Source organism: Vibrio sp. QJM3NY_27, assembly GCF_057785955.1.
In genome coordinates, this window is record NZ_CM173511.1 from 3466268 (window position 1) to 3486566 (window position 20299).

16 protein-coding genes, 3 tRNA genes and 2 rRNA genes are annotated in these 20299 nt (G+C 47.1%); 8 read left to right on the forward strand and 13 right to left on the reverse strand.

The window, feature by feature from the left end; all coding sequences use genetic code 11:
- Positions 1-62 precede the first annotated feature (62 nt).
- The 5 genes from AC3CIA_RS15625 to AC3CIA_RS15645 all read right to left on the reverse strand — a co-directional run bounded on the left by AC3CIA_RS15625 (position 63) and on the right by AC3CIA_RS15645 (position 5232).
- Positions 63-2955 (reverse strand): 23S ribosomal RNA (locus AC3CIA_RS15625).
- A gap of 369 nt (positions 2956-3324) precedes the next feature.
- Positions 3325-3400: transfer RNA gene (locus AC3CIA_RS15630), tRNA-Val, on the reverse strand.
- A gap of 32 nt (positions 3401-3432) precedes the next feature.
- A tRNA-Lys gene (locus AC3CIA_RS15635) sits at positions 3433-3508 on the reverse strand.
- Positions 3509-3510: 2 nt separating this feature from the next.
- Positions 3511-3586, reverse strand: a tRNA-Glu gene (locus tag AC3CIA_RS15640).
- A 91-nt stretch (positions 3587-3677) separates the two neighbouring features.
- A 16S ribosomal RNA gene (locus tag AC3CIA_RS15645) occupies positions 3678-5232 on the reverse strand.
- Together the 16S and 23S rRNA genes with 3 tRNA genes alongside form the textbook arrangement of a ribosomal RNA operon.
- A 568-nt stretch (positions 5233-5800) precedes the next feature.
- Between AC3CIA_RS15645 and AC3CIA_RS15650 the strand changes: the two genes are divergently transcribed.
- Positions 5801-6346, forward strand: a complete 546-nt coding sequence (locus tag AC3CIA_RS15650; protein ID WP_171317182.1) for a gamma carbonic anhydrase family protein — start codon at positions 5801-5803, stop codon at positions 6344-6346.
- Here the strand turns inward: AC3CIA_RS15650 and AC3CIA_RS15655 are convergent.
- From AC3CIA_RS15655 to tsaC, 4 genes are all read right to left on the reverse strand, one after another.
- Positions 6343-6612: a DUF1488 family protein gene (locus AC3CIA_RS15655; RefSeq protein WP_054548298.1), complete on the reverse strand. Its 270-nt coding sequence runs from the start codon at positions 6610-6612 to the stop codon at positions 6343-6345. The two genes, AC3CIA_RS15650 and AC3CIA_RS15655, sit on opposite strands and share 4 nt — an antisense overlap.
- A 17-nt stretch (positions 6613-6629) precedes the next feature.
- Positions 6630-7460, reverse strand: coding sequence for a shikimate dehydrogenase (gene aroE, locus AC3CIA_RS15660; RefSeq protein WP_054548299.1), 831 nt, complete (start codon positions 7458-7460; stop codon positions 6630-6632).
- A 75-nt stretch (positions 7461-7535) separates the two neighbouring features.
- Entirely contained in the window at positions 7536-8453 is a 918-nt protein-coding gene (hemF, locus tag AC3CIA_RS15665; protein WP_054548300.1) for an oxygen-dependent coproporphyrinogen oxidase, read from the reverse strand.
- Between the two features lie 19 nt (positions 8454-8472).
- On the reverse strand, positions 8473-9030 hold the full coding sequence (gene tsaC, locus AC3CIA_RS15670; protein WP_004735778.1) for an L-threonylcarbamoyladenylate synthase type 1 TsaC: 558 nt from the start codon (positions 9028-9030) through the stop codon (positions 8473-8475).
- Positions 9031-9225: 195 nt separating this feature from the next.
- Between tsaC and purE the strand changes: the two genes are divergently transcribed.
- Positions 9226-9711 carry a 5-(carboxyamino)imidazole ribonucleotide mutase gene (purE, locus tag AC3CIA_RS15675; protein WP_004735777.1) on the forward strand — a complete coding sequence of 162 codons (486 nt, stop codon included), beginning with the start codon at positions 9226-9228 and terminating at the stop codon, positions 9709-9711.
- Positions 9712-9716: 5 nt separating this feature from the next.
- Entirely contained in the window at positions 9717-10847 is a 1131-nt protein-coding gene (locus tag AC3CIA_RS15680; RefSeq protein WP_237291195.1) for a 5-(carboxyamino)imidazole ribonucleotide synthase, read from the forward strand.
- A gap of 85 nt (positions 10848-10932) precedes the next feature.
- Here the strand turns inward: AC3CIA_RS15680 and AC3CIA_RS15685 are convergent, their stop codons facing one another.
- From AC3CIA_RS15685 to AC3CIA_RS15700, 4 genes are read right to left on the reverse strand one after another with little or no spacing between them, the layout of a single operon-like run.
- Complete coding sequence (locus AC3CIA_RS15685; RefSeq protein ID WP_004735775.1) at positions 10933-11502, reverse strand: DNA topoisomerase family protein; 570 nt, start codon at positions 11500-11502, stop codon at positions 10933-10935.
- A gap of 12 nt (positions 11503-11514) precedes the next feature.
- Positions 11515-11991, reverse strand: coding sequence for a DUF494 family protein (locus tag AC3CIA_RS15690; RefSeq protein WP_004735774.1), 477 nt, complete (start codon positions 11989-11991; stop codon positions 11515-11517).
- A 3-nt stretch (positions 11992-11994) separates the two neighbouring features.
- Positions 11995-13107, reverse strand: a complete 1113-nt coding sequence (gene dprA / locus AC3CIA_RS15695) for a DNA-processing protein DprA (RefSeq protein WP_017077324.1) — start codon at positions 13105-13107, stop codon at positions 11995-11997.
- Positions 13104-14195 (reverse strand): LysM peptidoglycan-binding domain-containing protein, encoded by a 1092-nt coding sequence (locus AC3CIA_RS15700; RefSeq protein WP_473576530.1) that lies wholly within the window; start codon positions 14193-14195, stop codon positions 13104-13106. Before AC3CIA_RS15700 ends, dprA begins: the two co-directional genes overlap by 4 nt.
- 140 nt (positions 14196-14335) lie before the next feature.
- Between AC3CIA_RS15700 and def the strand changes: the two genes are divergently transcribed.
- The 5 genes from def to AC3CIA_RS15725 all read left to right on the forward strand — a co-directional run bounded on the left by def (position 14336) and on the right by AC3CIA_RS15725 (position 20281).
- Positions 14336-14848: a peptide deformylase gene (gene def, locus AC3CIA_RS15705; protein ID WP_004735769.1), complete on the forward strand. Its 513-nt coding sequence runs from the start codon at positions 14336-14338 to the stop codon at positions 14846-14848.
- 38 nt (positions 14849-14886) lie between these two features.
- On the forward strand, positions 14887-15852 hold the full coding sequence (fmt, locus tag AC3CIA_RS15710; RefSeq protein WP_054548305.1) for a methionyl-tRNA formyltransferase: 966 nt from the start codon (positions 14887-14889) through the stop codon (positions 15850-15852).
- Positions 15853-15971: 119 nt separating this feature from the next.
- Positions 15972-17252 carry a 16S rRNA (cytosine(967)-C(5))-methyltransferase RsmB gene (rsmB, locus tag AC3CIA_RS15715; protein WP_488518296.1) on the forward strand — a complete coding sequence of 427 codons (1281 nt, stop codon included), beginning with the start codon at positions 15972-15974 and terminating at the stop codon, positions 17250-17252.
- Between the two features lie 110 nt (positions 17253-17362).
- Positions 17363-18739: a Trk system potassium transporter TrkA gene (gene trkA, locus AC3CIA_RS15720; RefSeq protein WP_004735766.1), complete on the forward strand. Its 1377-nt coding sequence runs from the start codon at positions 17363-17365 to the stop codon at positions 18737-18739.
- Between the two features lie 96 nt (positions 18740-18835).
- Positions 18836-20281: a TrkH family potassium uptake protein gene (locus AC3CIA_RS15725; protein WP_114634152.1), complete on the forward strand. Its 1446-nt coding sequence runs from the start codon at positions 18836-18838 to the stop codon at positions 20279-20281.
- The last annotated feature ends 18 nt before the right edge of the window (positions 20282-20299 follow it).

The window sequence follows — 20299 nt, forward strand, 5'->3', positions numbered from 1 at the left end:
TTTCTCTTCAAACTCATTCAAGGTCTGGTACATCTGAGTCCACAAAACCCCTTGGGTGTTGTATGGTTAAGCCTCACGGGCAATTAGTACAGGTTAGCTCAATGCCTCGCAGCACTTACACACCCTGCCTATCAACGTCGTAGTCTACGACAACCCTTTAGGACACTTATAGTGCCAGGGAAAACTCATCTCAAGGCTCGCTTCCCGCTTAGATGCTTTCAGCGGTTATCGATTCCGAACTTAGCTACCGGGCAATGCCATTGGCATGACAACCCGAACACCAGAGGTTCGTCCACTCCGGTCCTCTCGTACTAGGAGCAGCCCCTTTCAATTTTCCAACGCCCACGGCAGATAGGGACCGAACTGTCTCACGACGTTCTAAACCCAGCTCGCGTACCACTTTAAATGGCGAACAGCCATACCCTTGGGACCGACTTCAGCCCCAGGATGTGATGAGCCGACATCGAGGTGCCAAACACCGCCGTCGATATGAACTCTTGGGCGGTATCAGCCTGTTATCCCCGGAGTACCTTTTATCCGTTGAGCGATGGCCCTTCCATTCAGAACCACCGGATCACTATGACCTGCTTTCGCACCTGCTCGAATTGTCATTCTCGCAGTCAAGCGGGCTTATGCCATTGCACTAACCACACGATGTCCAACCGTGTTTAGCCCACCTTCGTGCTCCTCCGTTACTCTTTGGGAGGAGACCGCCCCAGTCAAACTACCCACCAGGCACTGTCCGTAATCCCGATTCAGGGACCAACGTTAGAACATCAAAACTACAAGGGTGGTATTTCAAGGACGACTCCATCACATCTAGCGACGCAATTTCATAGTCTCCCACCTATCCTACACATGTAGGTTCAATGTTCAGTGCCAAGCTGTAGTAAAGGTTCACGGGGTCTTTCCGTCTAGCCGCGGGTACACTGCATCTTCACAGCGATTTCAATTTCACTGAGTCTCGGGTGGAGACAGCGTGGCCATCATTACGCCATTCGTGCAGGTCGGAACTTACCCGACAAGGAATTTCGCTACCTTAGGACCGTTATAGTTACGGCCGCCGTTTACCGGGGCTTCGATCAAGAGCTTCGTCCGAAGACTAACCCCATCAATTAACCTTCCGGCACCGGGCAGGCGTCACACCGTATACGTCATCTTACGATTTTGCACAGTGCTGTGTTTTTAATAAACAGTTGCAGCCACCTGGTATCTGCGACTCTCGTCTGCTCCATCCGCAAGGGACTTCACTGATAAGAGCGTACCTTCTCCCGAAGTTACGGTACCATTTTGCCTAGTTCCTTCACCCGAGTTCTCTCAAGCGCCTTGGTATTCTCTACCCGACCACCTGTGTCGGTTTGGGGTACGATTCCTTACAATCTGAAGCTTAGAGGCTTTTCCTGGAAGCATGGCATCAATGACTTCACTACCGTAGTAGCTCGACATCGTATCTCAGCGTTAAGAAAGTCCGGATTTACCTAAACTTTCCGCCTACGTACTTGAACCTGGACAACCGTCGCCAGGCCCACCTAGCCTTCTCCGTCCCCCCATCGCAATTGTAAGAAGTACGGGAATATTAACCCGTTTCCCATCGACTACGCCTTTCGGCCTCGCCTTAGGAGTCGACTTACCCTGCCCCGATTAACGTTGGACAGGAACCCTTGGTCTTCCGGCGAGGGAGTTTTTCACTCCCTTTATCGTTACTCATGTCAGCATTCGCACTTCTGATACCTCCAGCAGCCCTTACAGACCACCTTCAACGGCTTACAGAACGCTCCCCTACCCCACATACCCTAAGGTACGTAGCCGCAGCTTCGGTGTATAGCTTAGCCCCGTTACATCTTCCGCGCAGGCCGACTCGACCAGTGAGCTATTACGCTTTCTTTAAATGATGGCTGCTTCTAAGCCAACATCCTGGCTGTCTGAGCCTTCCCACATCGTTTCCCACTTAGCTATACTTTGGGACCTTAGCTGGCGGTCTGGGTTGTTTCCCTCTCCACGACGGACGTTAGCACCCGCCGTGTGTCTCCCGGATAGTACTTACTGGTATTCGGAGTTTGCAAAGGGTTGGTAAGTCGGGATGACCCCCTAGCCTTAACAGTGCTCTACCCCCAGTAGTATTCGTCCGAGGCGCTACCTAAATAGCTTTCGGGGAGAACCAGCTATCTCCAGGTTTGATTGGCCTTTCACCCCTAGCCACAAGTCATCCGCTAATTTTTCAACATTAGTCGGTTCGGTCCTCCAGTTGATGTTACTCAACCTTCAACCTGCCCATGGCTAGATCACCTGGTTTCGGGTCTAATCCTAGCAACTGTACGCCCAGTTAAGACTCGGTTTCCCTACGGCTCCCCTAAACGGTTAACCTTGCTACTAAAATTAAGTCGCTGACCCATTATACAAAAGGTACGCAGTCACACCACGAAGGTGCTCCTACTGCTTGTACGTACACGGTTTCAGGTTCTATTTCACTCCCCTCACAGGGGTTCTTTTCGCCTTTCCCTCACGGTACTGGTTCACTATCGGTCAGTCAGTAGTATTTAGCCTTGGAGGATGGTCCCCCCATATTCAGACAGGATATCACGTGTCCCGCCCTACTCGTTTTCACTGATTATGAGATGTCGACTACGGGGCTATCACCCTTTACTGCGGCACTTTCCAGAGCCTTCGTCTGTCTCATTAAAAGCTTAAGGGCTAATCCAATTTCGCTCGCCGCTACTTTCGGAATCTCGGTTGATTTCTCTTCCTCGGGGTACTTAGATGTTTCAGTTCCCCCGGTTTGCCTCCTGTTGCTATGTATTCACAACAGGATACTTGCTTATGCAAGTGGGTTTCCCCATTCAGGAATCCCAGACTCAAAAGGTTATTACTACCTAATCTGGGCTTATCGCAAGTTATTACGCCTTTCATCGCCTCTGACTGCCAAGGCATCCACCGTGTACGCTTAGTCACTTAACCATACAACCCGAAAGGGTCTTAGCGTATGGCAACTAACCAAGGTTTTTGGTTGTCATTAAGAAGGGTTAATTCTCAATGACTGTTTGCCGGACTCAATTGTGAATCAAATAAATTTGATTCGAATACAAGACACTTGAATGTGTTTGTTGTGTTTATCTAATGAAAGATAAACATTGAGAACTTTTAAATTTGATTTGAATTACTCGTAAGTAATCAAATCAGTCAGCTTTCCAAATTGTTAAAGAGCATGAGACTTTAAGAACCAGTGTTCTAAAATTCACATTTTCTAAAGACTCTCAGGGTCAAACATACCAACCAACGACAAAAGAAGTGGTTTGGATATGAATATAACCAAGAATTTTTAGAGAATGGTGGGCGATACCGGGCTCGAACCAGTGACCCCCTGCTTGTAAGGCAGGTGCTCTCCCAACTGAGCTAATCGCCCACGATAGTTTTAATTCCTTCGCGGAGAAAGAATGGTGGGTCGTGCAGGATTCGAACCTGCGACCAATTGATTAAAAGTCAACTGCTCTACCAACTGAGCTAACGACCCAATGGTATCCCGTAGGGGAGTCGAACCCCTGTTACCGCCGTGAAAGGGCGGTGTCCTAGGCCTCTAGACGAACGGGACACTGGATATTGAAGAACTTGGGAGTTCTTCGTCTCTTTACTTTTCTAAACCTAATCAATCTGTGTGGACACTCATCGTAAGTATCTTCGTATAAGGAGGTGATCCAGCCCCAGGTTCCCCTAGGGCTACCTTGTTACGACTTCACCCCAGTCATGAACCACAAAGTGGTGAGCGTCCTCCCCGAAAGGTTAAACTACCCACTTCTTTTGCAGCCCACTCCCATGGTGTGACGGGCGGTGTGTACAAGGCCCGGGAACGTATTCACCGTGACATTCTGATTCACGATTACTAGCGATTCCGACTTCATGGAGTCGAGTTGCAGACTCCAATCCGGACTACGACGCACTTTTTGGGATTCGCTCACTATCGCTAGCTTGCTGCCCTCTGTATGCGCCATTGTAGCACGTGTGTAGCCCTACTCGTAAGGGCCATGATGACTTGACGTCGTCCCCACCTTCCTCCGGTTTATCACCGGCAGTCTCCCTGGAGTTCCCGACATTACTCGCTGGCAAACAAGGATAAGGGTTGCGCTCGTTGCGGGACTTAACCCAACATTTCACAACACGAGCTGACGACAGCCATGCAGCACCTGTCTCAGAGCTCCCGAAGGCACACCTGCGTCTCCGCTGGCTTCTCTGGATGTCAAGAGTAGGTAAGGTTCTTCGCGTTGCATCGAATTAAACCACATGCTCCACCGCTTGTGCGGGCCCCCGTCAATTCATTTGAGTTTTAATCTTGCGACCGTACTCCCCAGGCGGTCTACTTAACGCGTTAGCTCCGAAAGCCACGGCTCAAGGCCACAACCTCCAAGTAGACATCGTTTACGGCGTGGACTACCAGGGTATCTAATCCTGTTTGCTCCCCACGCTTTCGCATCTGAGTGTCAGTGTCTGTCCAGGGGGCCGCCTTCGCCACTGGTATTCCTTCAGATCTCTACGCATTTCACCGCTACACCTGAAATTCTACCCCCCTCTACAGCACTCTAGTTCACCAGTTTCAAATGCAGTTCCGAGGTTGAGCCCCGGGCTTTCACATCTGACTTAATGAACCACCTGCATGCGCTTTACGCCCAGTAATTCCGATTAACGCTCGCACCCTCCGTATTACCGCGGCTGCTGGCACGGAGTTAGCCGGTGCTTCTTCTGTTGCTAACGTCAAGATGTGCAGCTATTAACTACACACCCTTCCTCACAACTGAAAGTACTTTACAACCCGAAGGCCTTCTTCATACACGCGGCATGGCTGCATCAGGCTTTCGCCCATTGTGCAATATTCCCCACTGCTGCCTCCCGTAGGAGTCTGGACCGTGTCTCAGTTCCAGTGTGGCTGATCATCCTCTCAGACCAGCTAGGGATCGTCGCCTTGGTGAGCCATTACCTCACCAACTAGCTAATCCCACCTAGGCATATCTTGACGCGAGAGGCCCGAAGGTCCCCCTCTTTGGCCCGTAGGCATTATGCGGTATTAGCCATCGTTTCCAATGGTTATCCCCCACACCAAGGCAATTTCCTAGGCATTACTCACCCGTCCGCCGCTCGACGCCCATTAACGCACCCGAAGGATTGTTAGTGTCGTTTCCGCTCGACTTGCATGTGTTAGGCCTGCCGCCAGCGTTCAATCTGAGCCATGATCAAACTCTTCAATTTAAGATTTTGTGACTCAACGAATACTGACTTCAAAACTACTATGTAATTTTAAAGCTATTACCATTCCAACAGAATGGTAATGAATTGACTGTGCCGAATAATTTCTTTCTACAAGAGAAAGTCGTTAAACGTATTGGTCACTCAGTTCATTGAAATCAATTTCGTTACCGAAGTAACTGCTATTACCTAAGTAATAACGTTTTGATATTCATCAACGAGTGCCCACACAGATTGATAGGTTTAAATTGTTAAAGAGCTTTTCCTTTTTGAGCTTCGCTCAAATCGGACGGCCATTTTAGCGATTTAAGTTTTAGTGTCAACCACTATTTTCAAAACTTTTTTCAAGCGCTTAGCTTGGCTAATTTGACCTGCTGATTCGTTTTGGTTTCTTACGAAGCCTTCCCGTTTCAACGAGGTCGCATTATAGAGATTTCGATCACACTGGCAAGCCCTTTTTGAAGTTTTTCTTACTTTTTTGATTGTTCGAGCGTTTTTTGTTCAAAACACCTCATTATCACTAGTATTCCCCTTAATTAAGGGCTTAAGGTACCTATATAAAGGAGGACTTATGAGTTCAATACGCAGTTATAAAGGAATATCCCCTCAGATTGGACAAGGTGTCTATATAGATACAAGTTCGGTACTGGTTGGTGATATCAAAATCGGTGACGACTCTAGCGTGTGGCCTTTGGTTGCAGCTCGAGGAGATGTGAACCACATTCATATTGGAGATAGAACGAATATCCAAGACGGCAGCATTTTGCACGTCACCCATAAGAATGCTGACAACCCTGAAGGTTATCCTCTACTAATAGGTAATGATGTCACTATCGGACATAAAGTAATGCTGCATGGCTGTACTATTGAAGATCGCGTACTTGTTGGCATGGGAGCTATCGTGCTTGATGGCGTGATTATTAAAGAAGAAGTGATGATTGGTGCTGGTAGCTTGGTTCCACCTAATAAGGTACTTGAAAGCGGTTATCTATATGTAGGAAGCCCAGTAAAACAAGCACGCCCATTAAATGATAAAGAGCGTGCCTTTTTACAGAAGTCAGCTGACAACTATGTTCAGAATAAAAACGACTATCTAGACTCTGTGCTGCCAGTCTAAAGCATTTTGATTTGAATCCGATTAGAGGAGTCATACTCCTCTTCTTCTATTAACTCTTCAGCTAGTTCTTCAATATCAAAACGTAACTCTGAAAAGATAACTAAAGCTTGATCGCCTTCTTCTATATCTTTACCTGCCAATCGAGACAGCTCTTCAATAGACATAACACACTCAATTAGTGCGCCAGACTGCTGTGCTGGGAATATGATTGATTGATTTTCTTCATCCCAATCTTGGATATCAGGAAATAGGATTGATTGATTCATTTTTTATAAATACCTCATTACATCTCTAGGTTTTTACGTAGTTCTCTTAAAATCTGTTTTGTTCCCGGACGAAGACCACGCCAAAGCATAAAACTCTCTGCTGCCTGCCCCACCAACATACCCAAACCATCATAAGCAGCATGAACACTATTATCTAATGCCCATTGATTGAATACTGTGGTTCCCGATCCATAAACCATGTCATAAACGGCGCTAGTAGAATTGAAAATAGCATCAGACACTTCAGGAAGCTGCCCGCTTAGACCAGACGAAGTCGAGTTAATAATGACATCAAAGCCATCACTTACATCACTTAACCCCATCCCCTTGATGTTGCCATGCGACGAAAACATCTCAGCCAATAGTTCTGCCTTGGAGCTAGTTCGATTAGCGACCACCAGCTGTTTTGGCTTTTGGTCGAGAAGAGGTTGAATCACTCCTCTCGCAGCACCACCAGCGCCAAGAAGAAGAACACGTGCTCCTTTTAGCGTGACTTGATGTTGAAGTAGGTCTTGAACTAAACCCTCACCATCGGTGTTATCACCAATGATCTCTCCATCATCTAACTTCTTAAGGGTATTTACGGCACCGGCCAGTTCAGCCCTCTCAGTTAGGCGATTAGCAAACTGATAGGCATCTTCTTTAAAAGGTGCTGTTACGTTACATCCTCGACCACCTTCGCTGAAAAAGGCTTTGGCAGCAGTGATAAATTCACCATGCTCTGGCTGTAATGCTGTATAGGTAAGTTGTTGGCTGGTTTGGCGAGCAAATAATGTGTGAATGAATGGCGATTTGCTTTGCCCAATAGGGTTACCGAAAACGGCATAACGATCTACTTGCTGTGTCATATCCTTACCTAACAGAAATAAAAAAGGGTCATCTATATAGATGACCCTATCACTATCCCTATAAGGAAGGAAGAACTACCAAACTCGAGGCTTTAGGTAGTCGCTATAAAGCAGAGCTTCTGGTGAACCCGCTTGTGGTTCGTAGCGGTATTCCCAGCGAGCCAATGGCGGCATCGACATCAATATAGACTCTGTACGACCACCGCTTTGTAGACCAAATAGGGTGCCACGGTCATACACTAAGTTAAATTCAACATAGCGACCACGACGATAAAGTTGGAAATCACGCTCGCGCTCACCATAAGGCGTCTCTTTGCGTCGTTCTACAATTGGTAAGTATGCGGCTGCAAAACCTTCACCGACCGCCTGCATATAAGCAAAGCTCTTTTCAAAGCCCCACTCGTTAAGATCATCAAAGAACAGACCACCCACACCACGTGTTTCGTCTCGGTGAGGCAGATAGAAGTACTTATCACACCATTCTTTGTGCTCTTGATAAACATCATCACCAAATGGCGCACAAAGATCTTTGGCTGTTTGATGCCAAGATTGGCAGTCTTCGTCGACAGGATAAAATGGCGTTAAGTCAAAACCACCACCAAACCACCAAATCGGGTCTTCCCCTTCTTTTTCTGCTATGAAGAATCGAACGTTCGCGTGTGAGGTAGGGATATATGGGTTTTTAGGGTGGATAACTAATGATACCCCCATCGCCTCAAACTTGCGTCCGGCTAATTCAGGGCGATGAGCGGTGGCTGAGGCTGGCATCGCCTTACCCGCTACGTGAGAGAAGTTAACCCCACCTTGTTCAAATACCGCACCGTTGGTCATCACACGAGTTCGACCACCGCCACCAAGGCGCTCGCCAGGTTCACGCTCCCATGCATCCTCTTCAAACAGTGCAGTACCATCAGCTTGCTCAAGCTGCTGGCAAATCGAATCTTGTAGGCTCAGTAAAAACTGTTTTACTGCTTCTTTATCAATTGCTGACATCTTTCTTCCTCTGCAGGGTTTAACCCTGTCTTAATATTTTCGACGTTTTTGCATCTCTAATTTCGCTTGGCTTCTCACGACCACCCGTTTGACCTTCTAAAATAGCCACCAAATGTTGGCCAAGTTGCTGTTGAACTTCTTCAGTCGTCATACAAGGCGGTTCACCTGTCAGGTTAGCACTGGTCGAGGTTAACGGCTTACCGAATTCATTACACATTCTTTGAACTAAAGGGTGATCCGTCACTCGCACCGCGATGGATTCAAATTGGCCACTGACCCAGTCAGTTACTTTACTGCTGGTTGGCATTATCCAAGTCACTGGTCCCGGCCATGTTGCTTTTACGGTCGCTAACTGCGCTTCCGTCAACTGGCTTTCGTCAATATAGGGCAGTAACTGCTCGTAACTCGCAGCAATTAGGATCAACCCTTTCTCCATCGGCCGCTGTTTTAAATCGAGCAATTTCTTAATGGCTTGTGGATTATCGGGATCACAACCGACCCCAAAAACGCCTTCAGTCGGGTAAGCAATGACTTCACCTTGTTGTAATGCCTGCAAAGTATGTTGAAAGTTATCCAAGGGTTGCCTCATTAATTCTGTTATCGAACTCGCTAAGTGTACAAATTATCATTCACTGTGACTAAAGCTATTTGTTTATAAAATGTATCAATTAACAACTTAGACTGACGCAAACGTTTTCCTTAAGCAATTTTACCCGTATAATGCGCGCAAAATATCTAATCACTAATTAAATCGTACCTGAAGGAGTTTGAGATGACTGTCGGTATTATCATGGGTTCTAAATCTGATTGGCCAACAATGAAGCTAGCTGCAGAAATGTTGGATCAGTTTGGCGTGGCGTACGAAACAAAAGTGGTTTCTGCTCACCGCACACCTCAGTTGCTAGCAGACTACGCAACCAGTGCGAAAGAGCGCGGTATTAAAGTGATTATTGCTGGTGCTGGCGGTGCAGCTCACCTTCCGGGCATGGCTGCAGCTTTCACAAGCGTACCTGTTTTAGGTGTTCCTGTTCAGTCTAAAGCACTGAAGGGCATGGATTCTCTGCTTTCTATCGTACAGATGCCAAAAGGCATTGCGGTAGGTACTTTGGCTATAGGTGAAGCTGGCGCTGCCAATGCTGGTATCCTAGCAGCCCAAATCATTGGTACTCACAATGAAGAAGTGATGGCAAAAGTAGAAGCTTTCCGCTCTGAGCAAACAGAAACGGTTCTGGCTAATCCAAACCCTGCAGAGGACTAATTCCCATGCATGTTCTTGTGTTAGGCGCGGGCCAACTTGCTCGCATGATGTCCCTAGCTGGGGCGCCGCTGAATATTGAAATTTCTGCTTTTGATGTTGGCAGCAAAAATATTGTTCACCCATTAACGCAAGCGATTCTAGGCAGCGGCTTAGACAATGCGATTGAGCGTGCGGACGTCATTACCGCTGAATTCGAACATATCCCTCACGATGTTCTTGAGGTATGTGAGCGCAGCGGTAAGTTCTTACCGACAACAGAAGCAATTAAAGCCGGCGGTGACCGTCGTCTTGAAAAAGCCCTGTTAGACGAAGCAAATGTGAAAAATGCCAAATACTACGTGATTAACTCTCGCGAAGACTTTGACATTGCGATCGCTCACGTTGGCTTACCAATGGTATTGAAGAGTACACTTGGTGGTTACGATGGCAAAGGTCAATGGCGCTTAAAGACATTAGACAATGTTGACGCGACTTGGACAGAAATGGCCGAGTGCATTGCCGCAACAGACAACCAAGCCATTGTGGCTGAAGAGTTTGTTCCGTTTGACCGCGAAGTATCACTGGTTGGTGCTCGTGGTACCAATGGCGAGATTCAAGTGTACCCACTGGCTGAAAATGTTCACACCGATGGCGTGTTGAGCTTATCGACAGCGATTGATGACATTGAACTGCAAGAGCAAGCGAAAGCCATGTTCACTGCCATTGCTGAACGCTTAGATTACGTTGGCGTACTCGCGCTAGAGTTCTTTGATGTTCAAGGTTCACTGCTGGTGAATGAGATTGCACCACGTGTTCATAACTCTGGCCACTGGACACAACAAGGCGCTGAAACTTGTCAGTTTGAGAACCATCTACGTGCCGTATGTGGGATGCCATTAGGCAGCACTAAGCTGATTCGTCCAACCGCAATGATCAACATCCTTGGTGAAGATACCCTACCTGAAGCAATTCTTGCTCAAGGTGGTTGTCATGTTCATTGGTATGGTAAAGAGAAGCGTGCAGGTCGTAAGATGGGCCACATTAACGTGAGCGCTGACTACAACGCAGAGCTGCAAAGAGCGCTATGCTCACTGGCAGACATTCTCGATAAGCAAGCCTACCCTGCTGTGCATGAATTTGCTGAGCAGATGAAGTAAATCTACATTGCTTGATGAATATAGAACGTTTATTGGATATAGAAACGGCGCTCATTGAGCGCCGTTTTTTGTCTATAACATCAAGTTATTGAGATTGAATGTGATGACACTTGCGATCAGCACATTGCTTCTTAGTGCCACTGGCCGTTTTCTTCTCCAGCAACAGCGGGAACTGACACTCTTCACAACGACCTATAACAGGTGGCTGATTAACGGCGAACTTACACTTAGGGTAGTTATCGCACGCATAGAAGGTTTTGCCATAGCGAGATTTACGCTCAACCAAATGGCCTCTGCCACACTCAGGACAAGCAACAAGTGGCTGCTCTTCAGGTTGTTCTTTTGGTTGGTCCAAAGATTCGATGTGATTACACGTTGGGTAGCTACTACAACCAATGAACATACCAAAGCGACCTTGCCTTAATACCAATTCGTTTTGGCATTTAGGACACGGTACACCCAGCTCTTTCACTACGTGGCCATCGTTCTGATGCAGAGGCTTGATGTAATCACAGCTAGGATACTGCTTACAGCCTAAAAATGGGCCGTGCTTACCATGGCGAAGCTGAAGCTCTCCACCACACTGTGGACATGGTTCATGCTCTAATGCATGTTCATGTGCCGAAAAAAGCTGATTATCAATCTTACTACTCATGACAAGCCTGTATTAATGCAATATACCTTGCTCTTTGGTGTACAACAGCTCTTCCATTTGCGTGTAAGCACTTTCATTACCCGGCACATTAAATAGCACCATTAAGATAATCCATTTCAGATCATCCAATTCAAATTCGCTCGTCTCAAGCCCCATCACACGATCAATCACCATTTCACGAATCTCTGTCGTGAGTACGTTGATCTGTTCAAGGAACAATAAGAAACCTCGGCACTCCATATTAATACGTGAAATCTCTCGACTGGTATAAATACGCATCGAGGTATTGGAACACATAGTAATCGCCGCTTGATTCTCAGTATCTTGCAATGCCGCAAGATCTTCTAACCAATGGAGGGCCTTATAAATATCATCTTGGTGAAACCCTGCTCGAAGAAGCTCATCTTCCAGCTCATCTTGATCCACCTGCAATTCAGAATCGCTATGGATGTAGGTTTCAAACAAGTACATCAGTATGTCCATCATCATAGCTTAGCCTCTCCCCTTTCGAATATAGCCACCGGAAACTGCAACAACATGCCCTGAGAGCTCAAGCTCTAAAAGCTGCATCATGACCTCATGCACAGGTATATGGGTTCTCTGTGCCAAAATATCAACGGGTGTCGCCTCTAACCCTACGTTAGCTAACAGCTGTGGAAATGGCAATTGTTCATTTTCCCCCATACTGGGCGTAGGTTCGAACAAGCTGGGTTGCTGATCGATAGACCAGTCTAACAGACTCTTTATTTCAATCAGAACATCTTGTGCACTCTGTACCAAGCATGCTCCAGCTTTGATTAAGCTATTACCGCCACGGCTGGTTGGGTTATGAATAGAGCCAGGAAGCGCAAACACCTCTCGGCCTTGCTCCATGGCATAGCGAGCTGTAATCAAAGAACCACTCTTCTCAGCCGCTTCAACCACCAAGGTTCCGAGCGATAACCCACTTATAATACGGTTACGGCGAGGGAAATGTTCAGGTCGTGGTTTGGCACTTGGGCGAAACTCTGAAATCAACGCACCATTTTCACAGATCCTATCGGCTAAATTTCTGTGTCGCGCAGGATAAATGGAATCCAATCCAGAACCCAATACAGCAAAAGTTTCCCCTCCTTTATCTAGAGCACCATCATGAGCATAGCCATCGATACCGAGTGCTAAGCCACTGGTGACAATCAAACCGTTTTGGACGAACTCTTTGGCGAAGGACTTCGCGGTTTGCAACCCTTCGAGACTGGCATTGCGACTGCCGACCATAGCGATTTGAGGCTCAATCAGTTTTTCAACGTGACCTTTAACGAAAAGCACGCTTGGCGCGGAGGCGGTCTCATTCAGCAATTTGGGATAATGCGAGCAATTCGGGGTAATGATGTGATGGTTGGGTTGTCTTGCTTGCCACTCTAGGCAAGCCTCCACTTCTCTTGGGGCTTGCTCTCTTAGATAGGCAATTTGCTTGGCAGACAAACCAAGCGCTTGCAGTTGCTGACTTGAGTAACCAACAATATTCAAAGGAGAATCAATACTCAGCAGTCGAGAAAGGCGCTTGCCACCCAATTGCGGAACAAAACTTAGAGTTAACCAAGCACTCAGTTGTTGCTCATTCACTCGGTGCCCTTAGCTTCTTCCTTCAAAGCCAGATCCAAAGGTGATACCGCCAGAATATCATTACTAACCGGTTTTGAGCTCTGAGTGATCAAGGCCAAGCTAAAATACTCATAAGGACGAATGACCATCAAACTACCAAGTGAGGTACTTGGCAGCTGCACCTTATCGCTCGCTGCAGACTCTTTGTAGCTGTATTCACCTTGCTTACCAAACACCACAGCGCCGCTTTCACTGAGGGTAAACATAGAGCCTTGGCGAAGATTGTCCTGTGAGCCTTTATTAATAACGACCACTTGATTCTTTGCACTGTATTGGCTGCCATCTAATGAACCCAAGATATTAGCAAACTGCCCCGCAGCACTAGGCGCTGGATAAAATGTGGTTGAGAGCTTCACCTGATCAACGCCAAGTTCAGGTAACACGAGGTCATTAAGTAACACCTCTTGCAGTTGAGTCTCTATCTGTAAACTACTGAACTCAGCATCCACCTCTTTCAAGCGCGCCGTGGCGACCAAACGCAAAGAGGTAATACTCGCTTGAGGTTGTTGCCTTTGATAAGTCTCGACGGCACGGTAGATACCCCATTTTTGATGCTGCTGGTTCCCAGAAATAAACAATCGGTCTTCACCTGATAAGAAACGCTTGCCATCACTCGTCCCCAATACTCGTTGCGCCGATTGAATATCTTGCTGTTCAACCAAGCGATCAGATTGTAGATACGGTAGAACAAGCCCCTCATTCACGGTAGGTACTGCTTTCTTCTCTGATACACGAATCTTAGGGCTTAGCTTTATGACGGGTTTGAGGCTCAACACAGGCTCGCCATTAATCCAAACCAGAGACAATTTATCTCCGGGGTAAATAAGGTGAGGGTTTTCTATTTCAGGGTTTACCTGCCATAGCCTTGGCCACAACCAAGGGCTATCGAGATACATCGCGGAGATATCCCATAAGGTATCCCCCTTAACCACCACATACGCCTCGGGTGCGCCTTGTTTAATGGTTAAAGGTTGCTCACTATTTTCAGCCATAACGACGAACGAAAGCGAGGCACAAATAAGAGAAAAAGTGGGAGAAAAATGACGCATGACCTAGGTTCCTTGGTCTGAATATATGACATCTGATTAGAGAATTAACTTCAGGATGCTGTCATTTGACCTCTAAAATGTCTAGAATTGAGCCAACAAGGTTTAAGCTGTTTCGGCACAGTTCAATATTTCGAGTGTATATGTCTGTATTACAAGTATTAACATTACCAGATGATCGTCTACGTACCGTGGCGAAACCGGTAAAAGAAGTTACCCCAGAGATTCAAAAGTTCGTTGATGACATGATTGAAACCATGTACGACGAAGAAGGTATCGGCCTTGCTGCAACGCAAGTAGATTTCCACCAGCGCATCGTTGTTATCGATATTTCAGAAACACGTGACGAGCCTATGGTTCTGATCAACCCTGAAATTACCGACAAACGTGGCGAAGATGGTATCGAAGAAGGCTGTCTATCTGTACCAGGCGCTCGAGCTCTAGTCCCTCGCGCTGCAGAAGTAACGGTTAAAGCATTAGACCGTGAAGGCAACGAATTCACATTCGACGCTGACGATCTTCTGGCTATCTGTGTTCAGCACGAACTTGACCACCTAGAAGGCAAGTTGTTTGTTGATTACCTATCGCCACTAAAGCGCAAACGTATTCAAGATAAGCTAGCGAAGATTAAACGTTTCAACGAGAAACAAGGTTAATAACCGCTGCTATTACTAAATTAAGAAGGAAGTCTACCTTGAGTCAATCTTTAAGAATTGTCTTCGCAGGTACTCCGGATTTCGCCGCCCGTCATTTGGCGGCGTTGTTGTCTTCGGAGCATGAAGTTATTGCTGTTTACACACAGCCAGATCGTCCAGCAGGCCGCGGTAAAAAACTGACAGCGAGCCCAGTAAAAAACATCGCACTTGAAAACAATATTCCGGTTTACCAACCAGAAAATTTCAAGTCAGATGAAGCTAAGCAAGAGCTAGCAGATTTGAATGCTGACATCATGGTTGTTGTCGCTTACGGCTTGCTTCTTCCACAAGCTGTATTAGATACACCTCGCTTAGGTTGTATCAACGTGCATGGTTCAATCCTGCCACGCTGGCGTGGCGCTGCTCCGATTCAACGCTCTATCTGGGCGGGTGATAAAGAGACAGGCGTGACGATCATGCAGATGGATATCGGCCTAGATACCGGTGATATGCTAAGCATCGCAACGCTGCCAATCGAAGCGACAGATACGAGTGCGTCAATGTACGAGAAGTTAGCTGGCCTTGGCCCTGATGCTCTTGTTGAATGTTTAGCTGACATCGCTTCTGGTAAAGCCGTTGCTGAAAAGCAAGATGACGAACTTGCTAACTACGCGAAGAAACTGAGCAAAGACGAAGCTAAAATTGATTGGAATGACAGTGCAGAACACATCGAACGTTGTGTGCGCGCTTTCAATCCATGGCCAATGAGCCACTTTGCGGTTGTTGATAGCAGCTCTAATGATGAAAAAAGCATTAAAGTTTGGCAGACACGTGTTGACCAAGAATCAACGTCTGCGCCAACTGGTTCAATCATCAAAGCAGATAAAACGGGTATCTATGTTGCGACTGGCGACAAAGTACTGGTTTTGGAACAACTGCAAGTTCCAGGTAAAAAAGCCATGTCAGTTCAAGACATCTTGAACTCACGTGCAAGCTGGTTTGAAGTTGGTACTCAACTTTCTTAACCGCTTTAAAGCTACTCAATATGAACTTAGAAATGTGTAGCTTATAAAAACACAGTTTAGAAAACCTTTACGAGGGCAGAGATGCCCTCATGTATTCAAATAAATATTCGGTACCCCTCATGAATGTTCGCGCTGCTGCTGCAAATGTCCTATTCCAAGTTGTCGATAAAGGCCACTCTCTTTCACACGCTCTCCCTGCGGCTCAAAAAACGATCCGTCCGCGAGACCATGCTCTACTGCAAGAGATTTGCTACGGCGCACTTCGTTACCTGCCTCGCTTAGAGTCAATCGCTAACGAACTGATGGAAAACTCGCTTAAAGGTAAAAAGCGCGTCTTCCATCACCTGATCTTAGTAGGCATTTATCAGTTGGGCTTTATGCGAATTCCTTCGCATGCCGCCGTTGCTGAAACAGTTGAAGCAACCAAAACACTGCGCGGCCCAAGCCTGAGTGGTTTGATCAATGCCGTACTTCGCAGCTATCTGCGCGATCAAGAAGAACTAGACGAGAAAGCCGTTAGCCACAATGCTGGTAAATACAGCCATCCAAGCTGGATTCTAAAAATGCTTCAAGAGAGCTACCCAGATCAGTGGGAGCAATTGGTTGAAGCAAACAATAACAAGGCACCAATGTGGCTGCGCGTAAACCGCCAACACCACACTCGTGACGAGTATGTTGAACTGCTTAAAAACGAAAACATTGAATACACACTGCACCCTGAAGCAGCTGATGCCATAAAATTAGCCTCACCTTGTGACGTTACTTTGCTTCCTGGCTTCGACAGAGGCTGGGTATCGGTACAAGATGCTGCAGCTCAGTTGTCCGTTGATTTCCTAACACCAAAAAATGGTGAGCTAATCCTAGATTGCTGCGCAGCACCTGGTGGTAAAACTGCACACATTCTTGAACATACTCAAGACACTGAAGTGGTTGCAATCGACAGTGATATTAAACGCCTAGACCGCGTTTACGATAACCTTGAACGCCTACAACTGCGTGCCGACGTAATCTGTGGTGATGCTCGCTACCCTGAAGAGTGGTGGACAGGCAGTCAGTTTGACCGCATCCTACTTGATGCTCCGTGTTCAGCGACGGGTGTAATCCGCCGTCACCCTGACATTAAGTGGCTACGCCGTGCATCTGATATTGATGCACTAGCAGAGCTGCAAAGCGAGATCTTGGATGCAATGTGGCGCCAGCTAAAAGAAGGCGGCACCATGGTTTATGCGACATGTTCTATCACGCCGCAAGAAAACGTGCTGCAAGTGAAAGCATTCTTAGAGCGTACCGAGAACGCAACGCTGGTTGGGTCTGATATCGAAAAACCGGGTCGTCAAATACTACCTGGTGAAGAAGATATGGATGGCTTCTACTACGCAGTTCTAGTAAAACAGGCATAACAACTAACAGCGGCTAAGAATTTATTTCTTAGCCGCTGTTTCTTTCTAGTGCATTATCAAAGCGAAAAGAGATCACTAGAATTACAACGGCAAAAAATAAGAGAAAGGCTATGAAGATCATTATTCTAGGTGCTGGACAAGTTGGCGGTACCCTTGCTGAAAACCTAGTGGGTGAAAACAATGACATCACGATCGTCGACCGTAATGCCGACCGACTTCGTGAACTTCAGGACAAATACGACCTTAGGGTTGTAAACGGTTATGCCAGCCACCCGAACACACTACGTGAAGCGGGCGCGCAAGATGCCGACATGTTGGTTGCCGTAACCAACATGGATGAAACCAACATGGCCGCATGTCAGGTTGCCTTCTCTCTGTTTAATACGCCAAACCGAATTGCCCGAATCCGCTCTCCACAGTATTTAGAAGAGAAAGAAGCACTCTTCAAATCAGGGGCGATTCCAGTTGATCATTTAATTGCCCCAGAAGAACTCGTCACCAGCTACATCGAGCGCCTGATTCAATATCCAGGTGCATTGCAGGTTGTGAGCTTTGCTGAACAGAAAGTTAGCCTAGTAGCGGTAAAAGCCTACTACGGTGGCCCACTGGTCGGTAACGCACTGTCTGCTTTGCGTGAGCACATGCCGCACATTGATACTCGTGTTGCCGCTATCTTCCGTCAAGGTCGCCCTATTCGCCCACAAGGTACTACCATCATTGAAGCCGATGATGAGGTTTTCTTTGTGGCAGCGAGTAATCATATCCGCTCAGTAATGAGTGAGCTTCAGCGTCTAGAGAAACCGTATCGTCGCATCATGATTGTTGGCGGTGGTAACATTGGTGCAAGCTTGGCAAAACGCCTTGAGCAAAGCTACAGCATCAAGCTTATCGAGCGCAGCTACACTCGCGCCGAGAAGCTATCTGAAGAATTAGAAAACACCATCGTATTCTGTGGTGATGCTGCCGACCAAGAACTGCTGACCGAAGAGAACATCGATCAAGTTGATGTGTTCATCGCTCTAACCAATGAAGATGAAACCAACATCATGTCAGCGATGCTGGCGAAGCGAATGGGTGCCAAGAAAGTAATGGTGCTGATTCAGCGTGGCGCTTATGTCGACCTTGTTCAAGGTGGCGTGATTGATATTGCGATCTCTCCACAGCAAGCGACGATTTCTGCGCTGCTTACTCACGTTCGTCGTGCTGATATTGTTAACGTATCCTCTCTACGTCGCGGCGCTGCAGAGGCGATTGAAGCCATTGCTCACGGTGACGAGACCACCTCTAAAGTCGTTGGCCGAGCGATTGGCGACATCAAACTGCCACCGGGCACTACTATTGGTGCGATTGTTCGCGGAGAAGAGGTGCTTATCGCGCACGATAGAACCGTAATCGAACAGGATGACCACGTAGTGATGTTCCTAGTGGACAAGAAATACGTACCTGATGTTGAGTCTCTATTCCAACCGAGCCCGTTCTTCTTATAGCCTTGTTCTCGTAAGCTTCTTCTCGCAACTTTCTTTTTGTGAGAAGGACGCTCCGGCACAAAGCTGTAATCAATTAAAGCTATGGTCTATTAAGCTATGGTCAACTTTCGTCCGATATTATTAGTGATAGGGTTAGTGTTATCAAAACTCGCCCTTTTCATGTACATCCCCACATTGGTTGCCTTTTTTACTGGCACCGGTGGCTTCCTCGAGTTTGGTCAATCGGTAGTGATCACGCACATTGTGGCGTTCATCTGCTTGAGCTTGGGCCGCTCCGCTAAGTTCCGACTTGGGGTGCGGGACATGTTCCTTATCACCTCTTTGGTTTGGACAATTGCCAGCGCCTTTGCCGCCCTGCCATTTGTCTTCATTAACCACATCAGCTTCACTGACGCCTACTTCGAAACCATGTCAGGTATCACCACGACAGGCTCAACCGTATTAAGCGGCTTAGATAGCATGGCACCAAGCATTCTGTTGTGGCGTTCTATACTGCAATGGTTAGGCGGCATCGGCTTTATCGTGATGGCGGTAGCAGTTCTACCAATGCTCAACGTTGGTGGTATGCGCCTGTTCCAAACCGAATCATCCGATTGGTCAGATAAAAGCAGCCCACGAGCAAAAACCGTCGCGAAGAACATCGTAGCGGTTTATCTGGTTCTGACTGGTTTATGCATCATTAGCTATTTGTTTGCAGGCATGGGTATCTTTGACGCGATCAATCACGCGTTCACAACACTGTCGACGGGGGGTTACTCAACCTCAGATGGATCGATGAACCACTTCTCCAACAGTGCTCACTGGGTGGGAACACTGTTCATGTTCCTTGGTGGACTGCCGTTCTTATTGTTTGTTAGCGCACTGCGAGGCCGAAAACTCTCAATCCTCTACAAAGACGCGCAAGTGAGAGGTTTTACATACCTGTTCTTGGTCACCAGCGCCGTAATATCAACATGGTTGGTGGTTAGAGATGGCTACACTGTTATGGATGCGATGCGTGTTTCGATGTTCAACATCGTATCAGTCGTCACCACAACCGGTTTTGGCTTAGAAGACTTCACCGCGTGGGGTGCACTGCCAACGACCTTGTTTGCATTCCTAATGATGGCGGGAGCTTGCTCGGGTTCAACCTCTGGCGGTATTAAAATATTCCGTTTCCAGATCGCGATGACCATGCTCCACAAACAAATGATGAAGCTAATTCACCCATCGGGCGTGTTTGTTCAACGCTACAATCAGCGACCTGTGAATGACGATATTGTGCGTTCACTCGTGGCATTTGGTTTGATGTTCTTTATCACGATTATCTTAATTGCAGGCGGCTTGAGCGCGATGGGGCTTGATCCTGTAACCAGTATATCTGGCGCTATCACAGCCGTTGCCAACGTGGGCCCAGGCATGGGTAACGTGATCGGTCCAACGGGTAACTTTGCACCACTGCCAGACGCCGCTAAATGGTTATTAAGTTTAGGTATGTTGATGGGCCGACTTGAGATACTGACGCTAATTGTTCTATTTTTCCCTGCCTTTTGGCGACGCTAATTACGCGAATATTTAAGG

Bases quoted from the DNA above. Each gene is read 5' to 3' on its own strand.
- AC3CIA_RS15650 (WP_171317182.1), top strand. From the start codon at position 5,801: ATGAGTTCAATACGCAGTTATAAAGGAATATCCCCTCAGATTGGACAA.
- AC3CIA_RS15655 (WP_054548298.1), bottom strand. From the start codon at position 6,612: ATGAATCAATCAATCCTATTTCCTGATATCCAAGATTGGGATGAAGAA.
- aroE (WP_054548299.1), bottom strand. From the start codon at position 7,460: ATGACACAGCAAGTAGATCGTTATGCCGTTTTCGGTAACCCTATTGGG.
- hemF (WP_054548300.1), bottom strand. From the start codon at position 8,453: ATGTCAGCAATTGATAAAGAAGCAGTAAAACAGTTTTTACTGAGCCTA.
- purE (WP_004735777.1), top strand. From the start codon at position 9,226: ATGACTGTCGGTATTATCATGGGTTCTAAATCTGATTGGCCAACAATG.
- AC3CIA_RS15680 (WP_237291195.1), top strand. From the start codon at position 9,717: ATGCATGTTCTTGTGTTAGGCGCGGGCCAACTTGCTCGCATGATGTCC.
- AC3CIA_RS15685 (WP_004735775.1), bottom strand. From the start codon at position 11,502: ATGAGTAGTAAGATTGATAATCAGCTTTTTTCGGCACATGAACATGCA.
- AC3CIA_RS15690 (WP_004735774.1), bottom strand. From the start codon at position 11,991: ATGATGATGGACATACTGATGTACTTGTTTGAAACCTACATCCATAGC.
- AC3CIA_RS15700 (WP_473576530.1), bottom strand. From the start codon at position 14,195: ATGCGTCATTTTTCTCCCACTTTTTCTCTTATTTGTGCCTCGCTTTCG.
- def (WP_004735769.1), top strand. From the start codon at position 14,336: ATGTCTGTATTACAAGTATTAACATTACCAGATGATCGTCTACGTACC.
- rsmB (WP_488518296.1), top strand. From the start codon at position 15,972: ATGAATGTTCGCGCTGCTGCTGCAAATGTCCTATTCCAAGTTGTCGAT.
- trkA (WP_004735766.1), top strand. From the start codon at position 17,363: ATGAAGATCATTATTCTAGGTGCTGGACAAGTTGGCGGTACCCTTGCT.
- AC3CIA_RS15725 (WP_114634152.1), top strand. From the start codon at position 18,836: ATGGTCAACTTTCGTCCGATATTATTAGTGATAGGGTTAGTGTTATCA.